Annotated in this window: 15 protein-coding genes; 9 read left to right on the top strand and 6 right to left on the bottom strand. The window is 71.4% G+C overall.

Features of this window, described 5'->3' with window-relative positions:
• Positions 1-128: 128 nt before the first annotated feature.
• Positions 129-1,346 (bottom strand): NADP-dependent isocitrate dehydrogenase, encoded by a 1,218-nt coding sequence (locus tag VKK44_RS02305; protein ID WP_107158977.1) that lies wholly within the window; start codon positions 1,344-1,346, stop codon positions 129-131.
• A 100-nt stretch (positions 1,347-1,446) separates the two neighbouring features.
• Here VKK44_RS02305 and VKK44_RS02300 point away from each other — a divergent pair, with 100 nt between their 5' ends.
• Entirely contained in the window at positions 1,447-2,229 is a 783-nt protein-coding gene (locus VKK44_RS02300; protein WP_343445193.1) for an MBL fold metallo-hydrolase, read from the top strand.
• Positions 2,230-2,395: 166 nt separating this feature from the next.
• Here VKK44_RS02300 and VKK44_RS02295 read toward each other — a convergent pair whose 3' ends face one another.
• Positions 2,396-3,346 carry a malate dehydrogenase gene (locus VKK44_RS02295; protein WP_343445192.1) on the bottom strand — a complete coding sequence of 317 codons (951 nt, stop codon included), beginning with the start codon at positions 3,344-3,346 and terminating at the stop codon, positions 2,396-2,398.
• Between the two features lie 99 nt (positions 3,347-3,445).
• Positions 3,446-4,309, bottom strand: coding sequence for a bifunctional methylenetetrahydrofolate dehydrogenase/methenyltetrahydrofolate cyclohydrolase (locus VKK44_RS02290; RefSeq protein ID WP_343445191.1), 864 nt, complete (start codon positions 4,307-4,309; stop codon positions 3,446-3,448).
• Between the two features lie 46 nt (positions 4,310-4,355).
• Here VKK44_RS02290 and VKK44_RS02285 point away from each other — a divergent pair, with 46 nt between their 5' ends.
• The 6 genes from VKK44_RS02285 to VKK44_RS02260 all read left to right on the top strand — a co-directional run bounded on the left by VKK44_RS02285 (position 4,356) and on the right by VKK44_RS02260 (position 10,189).
• Positions 4,356-4,538: a hypothetical protein gene (locus VKK44_RS02285; protein ID WP_343445190.1), complete on the top strand. Its 183-nt coding sequence runs from the start codon at positions 4,356-4,358 to the stop codon at positions 4,536-4,538.
• A 17-nt stretch (positions 4,539-4,555) separates the two neighbouring features.
• Complete coding sequence (locus tag VKK44_RS02280; protein WP_343445189.1) at positions 4,556-6,154, top strand: peptide ABC transporter substrate-binding protein; 1,599 nt, start codon at positions 4,556-4,558, stop codon at positions 6,152-6,154.
• A 91-nt stretch (positions 6,155-6,245) separates the two neighbouring features.
• Positions 6,246-7,184 (top strand): ABC transporter permease, encoded by a 939-nt coding sequence (locus tag VKK44_RS02275; RefSeq protein ID WP_343445188.1) that lies wholly within the window; start codon positions 6,246-6,248, stop codon positions 7,182-7,184.
• Complete coding sequence (locus VKK44_RS02270) at positions 7,177-8,133, top strand: ABC transporter permease (RefSeq protein ID WP_343445187.1); 957 nt, start codon at positions 7,177-7,179, stop codon at positions 8,131-8,133. The genes VKK44_RS02275 and VKK44_RS02270 overlap by 8 nt, the downstream gene beginning before the upstream one ends.
• Positions 8,134-8,139: 6 nt before the next feature.
• Positions 8,140-9,177 (top strand): ABC transporter ATP-binding protein, encoded by a 1,038-nt coding sequence (locus tag VKK44_RS02265; protein WP_343445186.1) that lies wholly within the window; start codon positions 8,140-8,142, stop codon positions 9,175-9,177.
• On the top strand, positions 9,161-10,189 hold the full coding sequence (locus tag VKK44_RS02260) for an ABC transporter ATP-binding protein (RefSeq protein WP_343445185.1): 1,029 nt from the start codon (positions 9,161-9,163) through the stop codon (positions 10,187-10,189). The genes VKK44_RS02265 and VKK44_RS02260 overlap by 17 nt, the downstream gene beginning before the upstream one ends.
• Positions 10,190-10,332: 143 nt before the next feature.
• On the opposite strand, the gene VKK44_RS02255 is transcribed toward VKK44_RS02260, so the two are convergent.
• The 3 genes from VKK44_RS02255 to purN all read right to left on the bottom strand — a co-directional run bounded on the left by VKK44_RS02255 (position 10,333) and on the right by purN (position 13,302).
• A complete protein-coding gene (locus tag VKK44_RS02255; protein ID WP_343445184.1) occupies positions 10,333-10,824 on the bottom strand; it encodes a hypothetical protein in 492 nt (163 codons plus the stop codon).
• Between the two features lie 289 nt (positions 10,825-11,113).
• Positions 11,114-12,685 carry a bifunctional phosphoribosylaminoimidazolecarboxamide formyltransferase/IMP cyclohydrolase gene (purH, locus tag VKK44_RS02250; RefSeq protein ID WP_343445183.1) on the bottom strand — a complete coding sequence of 524 codons (1,572 nt, stop codon included), beginning with the start codon at positions 12,683-12,685 and terminating at the stop codon, positions 11,114-11,116.
• Complete coding sequence (gene purN / locus VKK44_RS02245; RefSeq protein ID WP_281937957.1) at positions 12,682-13,302, bottom strand: phosphoribosylglycinamide formyltransferase; 621 nt, start codon at positions 13,300-13,302, stop codon at positions 12,682-12,684. The genes purH and purN overlap by 4 nt, the downstream gene beginning before the upstream one ends.
• 179 nt (positions 13,303-13,481) lie before the next feature.
• Here purN and VKK44_RS02240 point away from each other — a divergent pair, with 179 nt between their 5' ends.
• Positions 13,482-13,778, top strand: coding sequence for a CD225/dispanin family protein (locus tag VKK44_RS02240; protein ID WP_107158938.1), 297 nt, complete (start codon positions 13,482-13,484; stop codon positions 13,776-13,778).
• A 31-nt stretch (positions 13,779-13,809) separates the two neighbouring features.
• On the top strand, positions 13,810-14,436 hold the full coding sequence (locus tag VKK44_RS02235) for a DUF4190 domain-containing protein (protein WP_343445182.1): 627 nt from the start codon (positions 13,810-13,812) through the stop codon (positions 14,434-14,436).
• The last annotated feature ends 28 nt before the right edge of the window (positions 14,437-14,464 follow it).

The following is a 14,464-nucleotide window of genomic DNA, read 5'->3' as shown; positions in this document are numbered from 1 at the left end:
GCCCCCACCGCGTGCGTACCGCACGGCAACGACGACGCACGGACACGACACCGCACGGCAACGACGCACGGACACGACGGAGCCCGCCGGTACGCGCCGGCGGGCTCCGTCGTGATCGGCGAGGAGGCTCAGGCCGCGAGCTTGCGGGCCAGGTTCTCGTCGAGCGCGTTCATGAACTCGTCGGTGGTCAGCCACGGGGCGTCCCGCGAGATGAGCAGCGCGAGGTCCTTGGTCATCTGGCCGCCCTCGACGGTCTCCACGATGACCTGCTCCAGCGTGTTGGCGAACTCGGTGACCGCCGGGGTGCCGTCCAGCTTGCCCCGGTGGGCCAGGCCCCGGGTCCAGGCGTAGATCGAGGCGATCGGGTTGGTCGAGGTCTTCTCGCCCTTCTGGTACTGCCGGTAGTGCCGGGTGACCGTGCCGTGGGCGGCCTCGGCCTCGACGGTGCGGCCGTCCGGGGAGAGCAGCACCGAGGTCATCAGGCCGAGCGAGCCGAAGCCCTGCGCCACGGTGTCGGACTGCACGTCACCGTCGTAGTTCTTGCAGGCCCAGACGTACCCGCCCTCCCACTTGAGCGCGGCGGCGACCATGTCGTCGATCAGCCGGTGCTCGTAGGTCAGGCCGGCGGCGTCGAACTCGGCCTTGAACTCGGCCTCGAACACCTCGGCGAAGATGTCCTTGAACCGGCCGTCGTACGCCTTGAGGATGGTGTTCTTGGTCGACATGTAGACCGGGTAGTTGCGGTCCAGGCCGTACCGGAACGAGGCACGGGCGAAGTCCCGGATCGACTCGTCGAAGTTGTACATGCCCATGGCGATGCCGCCGCCGGGGAAGTTGGCGACCTCCATCTCCATCGGCGCGCCGCCGTCGGCCGGGGCGTACGTGATGGTGACCTTGCCGGGGCCGGGGACGACGAAGTCGGTGGCCTTGTACTGGTCGCCGTGCGCGTGCCGGCCGATGATGATCGGCTTGGTCCAGCCCGGGACGAGCCGCGGCACGTTCGACATGATGATCGGCTCGCGGAAGACCACGCCGCCGAGGATGTTGCGGATGGTGCCGTTCGGCGACCGCCACATCTTCTTCAGGCCGAACTCCTCCACCCGGGCCTCGTCCGGGGTGATGGTGGCGCACTTGACGCCGACGCCGTGCTCCTTGATGGCGTTGGCGGCGTCGACGGTGACCTGGTCGTCGGTCTCGTCGCGGTACTGGATCGACAGGTCGTAGTAGTGCAGGTCGACATCGAGGTACGGCAGGATCAGCTGCTCCCGGATCTGCTTCCAGATGATCCGGGTCATCTCGTCGCCGTCGATCTCCACGACCGGGTTGTTTACCTTGATCTTCGCCATCGGCCGGCGCTCCTCTCGGGGGACACGTGCTCAAGCAGTACGAGCGTACTGGAAACCGTCGGAGGTGACCCAGCCGGCCTCGCGGTGACATCCTTCCCGCATGCCGCTGACGCACACGCTCGGGTCCATCACGATCACCTCGCTGCTCGACGGAGGGGGCCCCTTCTTCATGCCGCGCGAGGAGGCGTTCCCCGACGCCACCGAAGCGAACTGGCGCGAGGCGGACCGGCGGGACCCGGACGCGATCGGGCCGGACGGCGGCTGGTGGCTGCCGTTCCGCGCGTTCGCGCTGCGTACCGGTGACGGGCCGGTCACCCTGGTCGACGCCGGCATCGGCCCGGCGGACGCGCCGGCCGCGAGCTGGGCGCCGGTGCCCGGCCGGCTGCCGGCCGAGCTGGCCGCCGCCGGCATCGACCCGGCGGACGTCCGCACGGTCGTCCTCACCCACCTGCACAGCGACCACGTGGGTTGGGCCGGGCCGCTGTTCCCGAACGCGGACCACCTGGTGCAGCGCGCCGAGCTGGACGCGCTGGAGCTGTTCCACCCGCAACTGCCGGCCCGGCTGCTCGGGCCGTTGCGCGCCGACGGCCGGCTGCGGGTGCTCGACGGCGACACCGACCTGACCCCCGGCGTACGCGTGCTGAGCACGCCCGGCCACACCCCCGGGCACCAGTCCGTGCTGGTGGAGTCCGGCGACGACCGCCTCCTGGTCACCGGCGACCTGCTGGTGCACACGATCCAGTTGGTCGACCCGGCACTCTTCTACGTTCACGAGGAGGACCGGGCCGGGGCCGGCCGAACCCGCGAGCGCGTCCTGTCGTCCCTCTCCCCGCTCCTCCTGGCCACCCCCCACCTGGGCTCCCCCTTCACCCCCCACCCCTGACCCCACCCACCACCCCACCGCCCGCAGATTCACGGAAAGAGTGGCTCTCCCGGGGAGAATGGCCACTCTTTCCGTGAATCTGCGCGCGTGGGGTGGTGGGTGGGTGGTGGGACGCGCGGGGGCGGCCGGCGGAACGCCGGCCGCCCTCGCGCGGGTGGTGCTCAGGTCACAGGGAGGAGATGTCGCTCTGCTTGGCGCGGACGGCCTCGGCGGCCTCCTTCAGGGCGGCCAGCTCGTCGGCGTCCAGCTCGGTCTCGACGACCCGTTTCACGCCCTCCGCGCCGATCTCGGCCTCGACGCCCAGGTAGACGCCGGAGATGCCGTACTCACCGTCGACCCAGGCGCAGACCGGCATGACGTCGCCGGAGTCCTCGGCCACGGCCTTGGCCATCCGGGCCGCGGCGGCGGACGGCGCGTAGTACGCGGAGCCGGTCTTGAGCAGCGCGACCACCTCGGCGCCGCCGTTGCGGGTCTTGACGACCAGCTCCTCGATCTGCTCGGCCGGCATGACGTCGCGCAGCGGCCTGCCGTTCACGGTGCTCTTCGACGGCACCGGGACCATGGTGTCGCCGTGCGAGCCGAGCGTCAGCGTCCGGACCGACTTCACCGGTACGCTCAGCGCCTCGGCGACGAAGTTGGTGAACCGCGCGGTGTCGAGCATGCCGGCCTGGCCGAGCACCCGGTTCTTGGGGAACTGCGTGGCGATCTGGGCCAACGCGGTCATCTCGTCGAGCGGGTTCGACACCACGATGACGACGGCGTTCGGGGCGTACTTGGCGACGTTCTCCGCGACCTGACGGACGATCTTGGCGTTCGTCTCCAGCAGGTCCATCCGGCTCATGCCCGGCTTGCGCGGCAGGCCGGCCGTGATGACGACGACGTCCGAGCCCTCGATGGCCTCGTAGCCCTCGCCGTTCGGGCCGGTGGTGACGCCGACGACGGTGGTTTCGAAGCCCTCGACCGCCCGCGACTGGTTGAGGTCGAGAGCGAGGCCCGCCGGCTTGCCCTCCACGATGTCGGTGATCACGACGGTCTCGAAGATGTCGTACTCGGCCAGGCGCTGTGCGGTGGTGGAGCCGTAGAAGCCGGCCCCGACGACAGTGACCTTCTTACCCATGGTCGTCCCACTCCCTGATACCAGTCGGTTTTCCGGACCGTATCAGCCATCCTGGCACCGATCGGGCGAGGGGCGGACGGTTATGACCTGTCTGGGTGGTCAGCCGTCCCGCTCGGCGCGTTCGACCACGTTGGTGAGCAGCATGGCCCGGGTCATCGGGCCGACCCCGCCAGGCATCGGCACCATCTTGCCGGCCACCTCGGCCACCTCGGGGTCGATGTCGCCGGTGTAGCGCCCCTTGCCGTCGTCGCCGATCACCCGGGTGATGCCGACGTCCACCACTGTCGCGCCGGCGGTGATCATGTCGGCGGTGAGCAGCCCCGGCACGCCGGCGGCGACGATGACGATGTCGGCGGCACGGGTGTGCCCGGCGAGGTCCAGGGTGCCGGTGTGGCAGAGCGTGACGGTGGCGTTCTCGCTGCGCCGGGTGAGCAGCAGGCCGAGCGGGCGGCCGACCGTGTTGCCGCGACCGACCACGGCGACGTTCGCGCCGCGCAGCGGCACGTCGTGCCGGCGCAGCAGCTCGACGATGCCGCGCGGGGTGCAGGGCAGCGGGGCGTCGTAGCCGAGCACGAGCCGGCCCAGGTTGACCGGGTGCAGGCCGTCGGCGTCCTTGTCCGGGTCGATCGACTCCAGCGCCCGCTGGGTGTCCAGGTGGGCGGGGAGCGGGAGCTGGACGATGTAGCCGTGGCAGGCCGGGTCCGCGTTCAGCTCGGCCAGCGCCGCGTCGAGCTGCTCCTGGGTGGCGTCGGCGGGCAGCGTGACGCGCAGTGAGGCGATGCCGACCTCGGCGCAGTCGCGGTGCTTGCCGTTGACGTACGCCTGGGAGCCGGGGTCCTCCCCGACCAGGACCGTGCCGAGCCCGGGGGTGATGCCGCGCTCCGCCAGCGCCTTCACCCGCGCTCGCAGCTCGTCCTTGATCTCCGCCGCGGTGGCCTTGCCGTCCAGGATCGTCGCCGTCACGCCGTGATCGTCTCACGTTCCCCGCCGAGCCGGACGACGACGGCCGGTGATCACGCTCCGCAACGTGGTTTCCATCACTGAGAGTGATCAGCCGTTGCGCCAAACGGGACGTGTCGACACGTTCTGTTACCAGCTCGCAACGCATCCGTTGTCGATCCGCCGCAGCGCGACCTACCGTTACGGCTCGTTGCGCAGCGTCACCCAGCGTCGGGCCGACCGCGCAGCGTGAGGAGATGAGGAGACTCCATGCGTGTTCGTAGGCTCGCGGCCTGGGCCGCTCTGCCGCTCGCGGTGACCCTGGGCCTGACGGCCTGCGGCTCCGGCGGCGGAGGCGGCGGCGCAAGCGACCCCGACGCGGCCGTGCGGATCGAGATCGCCGAGCCGCAGCACCTGGTGCCGACCAACACCAACGAGACGAGTGGCTCGCAGGTGCTGTCGGCACTGTTCAGCCCGCTCGTCGACTACGACGAGGCGAACAAGCCGCACGAGGTGGCGGCCGAGTCGGTGACGTCGTCGGACAACAAGGTCTGGACGATCAAGCTGAAGCCCGGCTTCACGTTCCACAACGGCGAGAAGGTCACCGCCGACAACTACCTCGACGCCTGGAACTACGGCGCGTACGCCCCGAACGGCCAGAACTCCAGCTACTTCTTCGAGAAGATCGCCGGCTACGAGGACCTCCAGGGCGAGAAGCCGAAGGCGGAGACGCTCAACGGCCTGAAGAAGGTCGACGACCTGACGTTCACCGTGACGCTCACCGAGCCGTACGTGGACTTCCGGACGATGCTCGGCTACACCGCGTTCTACCCGCTGCCCAAGGCGGCCTTCTCCGCGCCGGGCGTGCTGGCCGAGGGGTACGAGCAGGCGCCGATCGGCCAGGGCCCGTTCAGGATGAAGGGCAGCTGGCAGCACGACGCCAAGGTCGAGGTGGAGAAGTACGACGCGTTCCCGGGCCAGCAGCCCAAGGTCGGCGGCGTCGAGTTCCGGATCTACCAGCAGCCGACCGCCGCGTACGCGGACGTGCTGGCGGACAACCTCGACGTGATCAAGACGATCCCGACCGAGAACCTGTCGACCGCCGCCACCGACCTCGGCGACCGGTTCCAGCAGAGCCCGGCGTCGTCGCTCCAGGTGCTGGCGTTCCCGACGTTCCAGAAGGAGTACAGCAAGCCCGAGGTGCGCAAGGCCATCTCGATGGCGATCGACCGGGACGAGATCACCAAGTCGATCTTCAAGGACTCGCAGCAGCCGGCCCGCTCGTTCGTCTCGCCGGTGGTCGCGGGCTACCGGGAGAACACCATCGGCGCCGCCGGCGCGTTCGACCCGGTCAAGGCCAAGGCGATGTACGAGGCCGCGGGCGGCCCGAAGAAGATCGAGCTGTCCTACAACGGCGACGGCGGCCACAAGGACTGGATCGACGCCACCTGCAACCAGCTCAAGGCCAACCTGGGCGTGGAGTGCGTGGGCACCGCCGAGCCGAAGTTCGCCGACCTGCTGACCAAGCTCAAGCAGAAGCAGTCGGTGGGCCTGTTCCGGATGGGCTGGGTGATGGACTACCCGTCCATGGAGAACTACCTGGGCCCGCTGTACAGCACCAATGGCTCGTCGAACTACTACGGCTACTCCAACCCGGAGTTCGACAAGCTGCTCGCCGAGGGCGCCCGCGCGGCGTCCGCGGACGAGGCGGTCAAGAAGTACCAGGCGGCGGAGGACCTGCTCGCGGAGGACCTGCCGGTGATCCCGCTGCGGTACGGGCAGAACAACTTCGGCCACTCGACCAAGGTCAAGAACGTCCACGTGGACCTCTTCGACCGGGTGGATCTGCTGAAGATCGAACGCGCCTGACCCACCCCCGGCCAGGGCCGGGCCACCCCCACCGGGTGGCCCGGCCCTGGCATTGGCACGCTTTTGAACCGCTTTCGGCAGACTTGCCAGCATGCTCCGGTTCATCCTGCGGCGACTGCTCCAGATGGTCCTCGCGTTCTTCGGGACCACGCTGATCGTCTACGCGTTGATGTTCGCCGGGCAGGGCGACCCGATCCAGGCGCTCGCCGGGGAACGACCGGTCACCGCCGCCCAGCGCGCCTACCTGACCGAGAAGTACCACCTGGACGCGACAGGGGTCGGCGGCTTCTTCTACCGCTACGCCAACTACCTGGGCGGCCTGCTCCGCGGTGACCTCGGCCAGTCGCTCACCGGCCGGCAGATCGGCGACATCCTCGCCGCCGCCTGGCCGGTCACCGTGAAACTCGCGCTGATCGCGATGGCCGTGACCATCCTCGTCGGCGTCACCGCCGGAGTGATCGCCGGGATCCGGCGGGCCGGCGTCTTCGACCACGCCACGCTCGTGCTCACGCTGCTGGTGCTCGGCATCCCCACCATCGTGCTGGCCCCGCTGGCACAGTACTTCCTCGGCGTACGCTGGCCGATCTTCCCGCCCACCGCCGGCGCCCAGCCCTCCTTCTGGGCGCTGCTGCTGCCCGGCATCGTGCTCGGCTCACTCTCGCTGGCCACCGCGCTGCGGCTGACCCGCACGTCGGTGTCGGAGAACCTCCGCGCCGACTACGTGCGCACCGCCCGGTCGAAGGGCCTGGTACGCCGCCGGATCGTCGGCGTGCACGTGCTGCGCAACTCGCTCATCCCGGTGGTCACGTTCCTCGGCGTCGAGCTGGGCAACCTGATGAGCGGCGCGATCATCACCGAAGGCGTGTTCAACATCCCCGGCGTCGGCTTCAACCTGTTCCGCGGCATCCGCACCGAGGACGGCCCGCTGGTGGTGGGCATCGTCAGCGTGCTCGTCGTGGTCTACCTGCTGTCCAACCTGGTGGTGGACGTGCTCTACGCCGTACTCGACCCGAGGATCAGATATGAGTGACTTCGAGACGGTGGCGGCGACGGAGGACCAGTCGGCGCGGCGCGGCGTCTCCGGCGAGCCCGGCACCCCGGACCGGGCCGGCCGGCCCGGCAGATCCCGCAGCCTGGCCGGCGACGCCTGGCGGGACCTGCGCCGCAACCCGATCTTCTGGCTCAGCCTGCTGCTGGTCGTGCTGGTCGCCGCGATGGCCGTCGCCCCCGGCCTGTTCACCGCCAACGACCCGCGCGACTGCGTGCTCTCCCGGCAGCACGCCGGACCGTCCGGCGGGGCCATCTTCGGGTACGACTTCCAGGGCTGCGACACGTTCGCCCGAGCGGTCTACGGCGCACGGGCCTCACTGCTGGTCGGCGCGTTCTCGGCGTTGATCACCGGGGTGATCGCGCTGGTCGTCGGCATGCTCGCCGGCTTCTTCGGCGGTTGGGTCGACGCGGTGCTCTCCCGGGTGATCGACATCGTGCTCGGCATCCCGCTGCTGCTGGCCGCGATCGTGCTGCTCAAGCGCGTGAGCACCAGCGGCGAGACGGTACGCCTGCTCGCCGTCATCCTGGTGCTGGCGCTGCTCGGCTGGACCACGGCGGCCCGCGTGGTGCGCTCCTCGGTGATCACCGCCCGCGAGCAGGACTACGTGGCCGCGGCCCGGATGCTGGGCGCCGGCGACGGCCGGATCATGTGGCGGCACATCCTGCCGAACGCGCTCGCGCCGGCCATCGTGGTGCTCACCATCGCGCTCGGGTCGTTCATCGCGGCCGAGGCGACGCTGAGTTTCCTCGGCATCGGGCTGAAGGCGCCGACCATCTCCTGGGGCATCGACATCGACGCCGGCCGGGTGCACATGCGCGAGTCGGCCACGCCGCTGATCGTGCCGTCGGTCTTCCTCGCGCTGACCGTGCTCGCGTTCATCATGCTCGGCGACGCGGTCCGCGACGCCTTCGACCCGAAGTTGCGGTGAGTTCTCATGACCGAGTCCGCGGTCCGGCCCACGCCGGCCTCCCCCACCCCGCCCGGCGGGCACCTGCTGGAGGTACGGGACCTGCACGTCGAGTTCCGCACCCGGGAGGGCGTGGCCCGGGTGATCAACGGGGTGACGTACCACCTGGACGCCGGCGAGACGCTTGCCGTGCTCGGCGAGTCGGGCTCCGGCAAGTCGGTCACCGCCCAGGCGATCATGGGCATCCTGGACACCCCGCCCGCGTACGTGCGCGCCGGCCAGATCCGCTACCAGGGGCGGGACCTGCTCACCCGGTCGGAGGAGGAGCGCCGCCAGGTCCGGGGCACGGAGATCGCGATGATCTTCCAGGACGCGCTGTCGGCGCTGAACCCGGTCTTCCCGGTCGGCTGGCAGATCGGCGAGTCGCTACGGCAGCGGGCCGGACTGTCCCGCGCCGACGCCCGCCGACGCACGGTCGAGCTGATGGACCTGGTCCGGATCCCGGCCGCCGCGAAGCGCCTCGGCGACTACCCGCACCAGTTCTCCGGCGGAATGCGCCAACGCGTCATGATCGCCATGGCACTGGCGCTGGACCCGAAGGTGCTGATCGCCGACGAGCCCACCACCGCGCTCGACGTCACCGTGCAGGCGCAGATCATGGACCTCCTGGCCGACCTGCGCCGGGACCTCGGCATGGCGCTCATCCTGATCACCCACGACCTCGGCGTGGTCGCCGGCGTGGCGGACCGGATCGCGGTCATGTACGCCGGCCGGATCATCGAGCACGCCGACGTGCGTTCGCTGTACCGGGCGCCGGCCCACCCGTACACCAAGGGGTTGCTGGAGTCGATCCCCCGGCTCGACGTGCGCGGCCAGGCGCTGTCCACGATCCCGGGGCTGCCGCCGAACCTGATGCGGATCCCGCCCGGCTGCCCGTTTCACCCCCGCTGTCCGTACGCGCAGCAGGTCTGCGTGGACGAGGTGCCGCACGACCTGGTCCTCGGCGACGGCCGGACCAGCGCGTGCCACTTCGCGCAGGAGGTCCACGATGACCGCGCCCGCTAGCCCGGCCAAGGTCCGCGGCGAGACCATCCTCGCCGTCGACGAGCTGGTCAAACACTTCCCGATCACCCAGGGCGTCCTGTTCAAGCGGCAGATCGGCGCGGTACGCGCGGTCGACGGGGTCAGCTTCGCGCTGCGCCGCGGCGAGACGCTCGGCGTGGTCGGCGAGTCCGGCTGCGGCAAGTCCACGCTGGCCCGGCTGCTCATGCGGCTGGAGACGCCGACCTCCGGCCGGGCCACGCTGGAGGGGAGGGACCTGTTCCAGGCGTCCGGCGGGGAGCTGCGCCGGCTGCGGCGGAACATGCAGATGGTGATGCAGGATCCGTACACCTCGCTCAACCCGCGGATGACGGTCGGCGACATCGTCGGCGAGCCGTTCGCGATCCACCCGGACGCCGCCCCGAAGGGCAGCCGGCGGCAGCGGGTGCAGGAGCTGCTGGACGTGGTCGGGCTCAACCCCGAGCACGTGAACCGCTACCCGCACCAGTTCTCCGGCGGCCAGCGGCAGCGCATCGGCATCGCCCGCGCGCTCGCGCTGCGTCCGGAGATCATCGTCTGCGACGAGCCGGTGTCGGCCCTGGACGTCTCCATCCAGGCCCAGGTGATCAACCTGTTGGCGCAGCTCCAGGACGAGTTCGGGCTGTCGTACATCTTCATCGCGCACGACCTGTCCGTGGTCCGGCACATCTGCGACCGGGTGGCGGTGATGTACCTGGGCCGGATCGTGGAGATCGGCACCGAGGAGCAGATCTACCAGCGCGCCACCCACCCGTACACCCAGGCGCTGCTCTCGGCGGTGCCGGTGCCCGACCCGGAGGCCCGCGACCGCCGGACCATCATCCGGCTCAGCGGCGACGTGCCCAGCCCGGCCGACCCGCCGTCGGGCTGCCGGTTCCGCACCCGGTGCTGGAAGGCAGAGGAGGTCTGCGCCGTCCAGGACCCGCAGACCGTGCCCCGCGCCGCGGATCCGCACCCCAGCGCCTGCCACTTCGCCGAGGTGCGCACGGATGTCTGAGGCCCCGCCCCCGGAGGAAGGGGGGCGGGGCCTCAGTGGGACGCGAACGGGGGCGTGAGGTGCGCCCCCGTGGGCGACGGCAGCGCACGGTGGAACCGCCGGGTCGACGCGGCAGGCTCCGGCGCGGCAGGCTCCGGCGCGACTCAGGCGGTGGGCGGCGCCCGCGCCGCCAGCGCGCCACGCGGCGGCAGCGGCCGGGTCGGTGACCGGTGCGCCGGCGCGAGCCGCGCCGACACGACCGGGCCGGCGACGCTCGGCGGCGCGGCCGGGAGCGGCTCGTCCGGCCCGTCGCCGTAGGCGAGGCCGCCGCGCCGGTCACCCCACCACCCGCCGGACAGCTCCGCGCACCGCCGTTGCGGGTACGCGCCGAGCGACGCGACCGGCCCGGCCCGGCACCCCGAGGCGGGTACGACGGCAGCCGGCCCGACGGCGTTCCCGCCGACGACGGACGGGTCGAGGGTGGGCGTGCCGACGACGGAGAGGCCGACCGCGGCCGGGCCGAGGGTGGGCTCGCCGACTGTGGACGGGCCGACTGCGGGCAGGGCGGCGGCGGGCGGGCCGGCGGCGGAGCCGAGCGCGGCCAGGACGAACGCCAGCGTGACGACGACGGCGGTCAACCGGTCGCGCACGCGCATGGCACACCTGCCGGGGCTCACGGACAGTGGAGACGGTCGATCGATCGTCGCCGGCACACGCTAGCAACCGCCCGCGGGGCCGGCAACGACGCGCGGCGGCGGGCTACCCGGTCCGGCGCGTTTCGCCCCCAGCCCCCGGCGTGTCGGGGCAGGGGCACCAATGGTGTCGGAAGCGGTATACCTCAGAGTCATAAATATGCCTCTGAGGTATACCGCGCAGATCTGATTGTCCCTCCGCCGCGGCTACGCACGGTAATCGGCGGCGAGGTGCAACCCGTGCGGATCAGACCTAGTGGAAGAAGTGGCGGGTGCCGGTGAGGTACATCGTCACGCCGGCCGCCTTGCAGGCCGCGATGGTCTCCTCGTCGCGGATCGAGCCCCCGGGCTGCACGATCGCCCGGATGCCGGCGTCGATGAGGATCTGCGGCCCGTCGGCGAACGGGAAGAACGCGTCCGAGGCGCAGACCGAGCCGCGGGCCCGCTCGTCGCCGGCCCGGCTGACCGCCAGCCGCGCCGAGTCGACGCGGTTGACCTGGCCCATCCCGACGCCGACGGTGGCGCCGTCGCGGGCCAGCAGGATGGCGTTGCTCTTCACCGCGCGTACCGCCCGCCAGGCGAACGCGAGATCGCGCAGCGTCTCGGCGTCGGCCGGGTCGCCGGTGGCCAGCGTCCAGCCGGACGGGTCGTCGCCGGGCGCGTCGACCGCGTCCCGCATCTGCACCAGCACGCCGCCGCTGACCTGCCGCCACTCCGCCGGCCGGCTGGCGAACGCGGGCGCCCGCAGCAGCCGGATGTTCTTCTTGGCCCGCAGCAGCTCCAGCGCGCCCTCGTCGAAGCCGGGCGCCACCAGCACCTCGGTGAAGATCTCCGCGACCTGCCCGGCCAACTCCACACTCACCGGCCGGTTGACCGCGATCACGCCGCCGAACGCGGAGACCGGGTCACAGGCGTGCGCCTTGCGGTGCGCCTCGGCCACGTCCGCGCCGACCGCGATGCCGCACGGATTGGCGTGCTTGATGATCGCCACCGCCGGCTGGTCCGCGAAGTCGTGCGCGGCACGCCAGGCGGCGTCCGCGTCGACGTAGTTGTTGTAGGACATCTCCTTGCCGTGCAGCTGCTCGGCCTGGGCCAGGCCGGCCGGCGCGCCGGGATCGGTGTAGAGCGCCGCCGCCTGGTGCGGGTTCTCGCCATAGCGGAGCACGGCCTGGCGACGCAGCGCCAGCCCGGCGAACTCCGGCCAGCCGTCCTCGGCCGGGGCCACCGTACTCGCGAACCAGTCGGCCACCGCCACGTCGTAGTCGGCGATGTCGGCGAACGCCCGGGCCGCCAGCGCGCGACGCCGGGCCAGCGTGAACCCGCCGTCAGCGAGCGCGGCCACCACCGCCGGGTACGCGGCCGGGTCGGTCACCACCGCCACCGAGGCGTGGTTCTTCGCGGCGGCCCGGACCATCGCCGGACCGCCGATGTCGATCTGCTCGACGCACTCGTCGGCGTCGGCGCCGGAGGCGACAGTGGCCTGGAACGGGTAGAGGTTGGAGACCAACAGGTCGATCCCGGCGATGCCGTGCTCGTCGAGCTGGGTGGCGTGCGAGTCCTTGCGCAGGTCGGCGAGGAGGCCGCCATGGACCTTCGGGTGCAGCGTCTTCACCCGGCCGTCGAGGATCTCCGGAAAGCCGGTGACCTGCTCGACCGGGGTCACCGGCACCCCGGCACCGGAGATCGTCGACGCGGTGCTGCCGGTCGACACGATCTCCACGCCGGCCTCGTGCAGGGCGCGGGCCAGCTCGACCAGGCCGGTCTTGTCGTAGACGCTGACCAACGCACGCCGGATCGGACGGCGGCCTTCCTCGACGGTGCTCACGGAACGGTGACCTTTCTGCCGGTGATCGTCCAACCTTCACGGACCAGGCGGCCGACCTGCTCGACGAGCTGGCGCCGCTCGGCGGACTTGATGCGCTCGGTGAGCGTCTCCTCGTCGTCGTCGTCGAGCACCGGTACGGCGACCTGGGCGACGATCGGGCCGGTGTCCATCCCGGCGTCGACGAAGAACAGCGTGGCCCCGGTGACCTTCACGCCGTACGCCAGCGCGTCGCGGGGGCCGTGGATGCCGGGGAACGCCGGCAACAACGTGTTGTGCGTGTTCAGGTAGCGGTCACCGAACGCGGTGAGGAACTCCGGGCCGACCAACTTGAGGAACCCGGCGCTGATCACCAGGTCGGGCCGGTGCTCGGCGACCCGGGCCGTGAGCGCCTTGTCCCAGTCGGCCCGGGTGGGGTGGTCCTTGACCCGCTCGACGAAGGACGGCACGCCGGCCGCGGCGGCCCGGTCCAGGCCGGCGATCCCGTCCCGGTCAGCGCCCACGGCCACCACCCGGGCTCCGTAGCCGGGGTCGGTGGCGGCGTCCAGCAGCGCCTGGAGGTTGCTGCCGGAGCCGGAGACGAGGACGACGAGGCGGGCGACGGACGCGGGCTCGGTCACGCGGCCACCCTATCGGGCAGGCCGGGCGGTCCGGCTGTCGGGCGGCGGCTTGTCGGATGATCTCCCCGGTGGTGGGGTCGCGGTACGCTGCCGGTCGCCCGGTGTCCGGCGTACGCCCGACCCGCACCCCCGAACGAGAAACCGGCACGCGCCGTGCCGCCGGCCCGAGGAGCCACCCCATGCAGCCTGGATACCCCCAGCAGCAGCCGTCGCAGATCGACAACAACATGACGATGTCCATCGTCGCGATCTTTCTGTTCTGGCCGCTCGCGATCCCGGCGATCATCAACGCTTCCAAGGTCAACCCGCTGATCCAGCAGGGCGACTACGCCGGCGCGCAGGCCGCCGCCGCCGAGTCCAGGAAGTGGTCGAAGTGGGCCCTGATCGTGGGCCTGGTCTGGATCGGCATCATTGTGGTGTGTTGCCTGTTCGGTGGCCTGGCGGGTCTCGTCGGCGGCAGCACCGGCACGAACTGACCGACAGCCCACAACTGAGGAGTTTCCCGACATGCAGCCCGGACACCCCGGACAGGACCCGTACGGCCAGCAGCCGAACCAGGACCCGACCGCCCAGCCGCACGACCCGTACGCCCCGCCGCCGCAGGCCCCGCAGTACGGACAGCAGCCGCAGTACGGACAGCAGCCGCAGTACGGACAGCAGCCGGACTATGGGCAGCAGCCGCAGTACGGGCAGCAGCCGGACTACGGACAGCCGACCTCGGGCCAGCCCTACGGACAGCCCACCTCCGGCCAGCCCTACGGCCAGCCCACCTCGGGTCAGCCCTACGGCCAGGACCCGTACGCGCAGCAGCCGTACGGCGCCGCGCCGCAGTACCCGGCCGCCGGCTACCCGGCCGGCCCCGGCCAGGGCCGGAACAACACCATGGGCCTGATCGGCATGATCGTCGGCATCGCCTCGATCGTGCTCGGCCTCTGCTGCCCGCTGCTGGGCGTCCCCGCCGGCATCGCCGGCGTGGTGCTCGGCGTGCTGGGCCAGAAGAAGGTCCAGGCGGGCGAGGCCAGCAACCCGGGCCAGGCCAAGGCCGCCCTGATCTGCGGTGGCGTCGGTGTGGTCATCGGCATCATCAGCGCCATCGCCGGTGCCGCGATCAACATGAACAACTTCGGTTCCTGACCGACTCCGACGAGGGGCGTCCGGCGGT

This window comes from Micromonospora sp. DSM 45708 (assembly GCF_039566955.1).
In the GTDB taxonomy this organism is placed as follows: domain Bacteria; phylum Actinomycetota; class Actinomycetes; order Mycobacteriales; family Micromonosporaceae; genus Micromonospora.
The sequence above is the reverse complement of the archived record's forward strand: the minus strand, read 5'-3'. Positions and strand labels throughout refer to the sequence as shown.

Bases quoted from the DNA above. Each gene is read 5' to 3' on its own strand.
- VKK44_RS02275 (WP_343445188.1), top strand. From the start codon at position 6,246: ATGCTCCGGTTCATCCTGCGGCGACTGCTCCAGATGGTCCTCGCGTTC.
- VKK44_RS02255 (WP_343445184.1), bottom strand. From the start codon at position 10,824: ATGCGCGTGCGCGACCGGTTGACCGCCGTCGTCGTCACGCTGGCGTTC.
- VKK44_RS02270 (WP_343445187.1), top strand. From the start codon at position 7,177: ATGAGTGACTTCGAGACGGTGGCGGCGACGGAGGACCAGTCGGCGCGG.
- VKK44_RS02305 (WP_107158977.1), bottom strand. From the start codon at position 1,346: ATGGCGAAGATCAAGGTAAACAACCCGGTCGTGGAGATCGACGGCGAC.
- VKK44_RS02235 (WP_343445182.1), top strand. From the start codon at position 13,810: ATGCAGCCCGGACACCCCGGACAGGACCCGTACGGCCAGCAGCCGAAC.
- VKK44_RS02300 (WP_343445193.1), top strand. From the start codon at position 1,447: ATGCCGCTGACGCACACGCTCGGGTCCATCACGATCACCTCGCTGCTC.
- VKK44_RS02280 (WP_343445189.1), top strand. From the start codon at position 4,556: ATGCGTGTTCGTAGGCTCGCGGCCTGGGCCGCTCTGCCGCTCGCGGTG.
- VKK44_RS02295 (WP_343445192.1), bottom strand. From the start codon at position 3,346: ATGGGTAAGAAGGTCACTGTCGTCGGGGCCGGCTTCTACGGCTCCACC.
- VKK44_RS02265 (WP_343445186.1), top strand. From the start codon at position 8,140: ATGACCGAGTCCGCGGTCCGGCCCACGCCGGCCTCCCCCACCCCGCCC.
- VKK44_RS02260 (WP_343445185.1), top strand. From the start codon at position 9,161: ATGACCGCGCCCGCTAGCCCGGCCAAGGTCCGCGGCGAGACCATCCTC.
- VKK44_RS02240 (WP_107158938.1), top strand. From the start codon at position 13,482: ATGCAGCCTGGATACCCCCAGCAGCAGCCGTCGCAGATCGACAACAAC.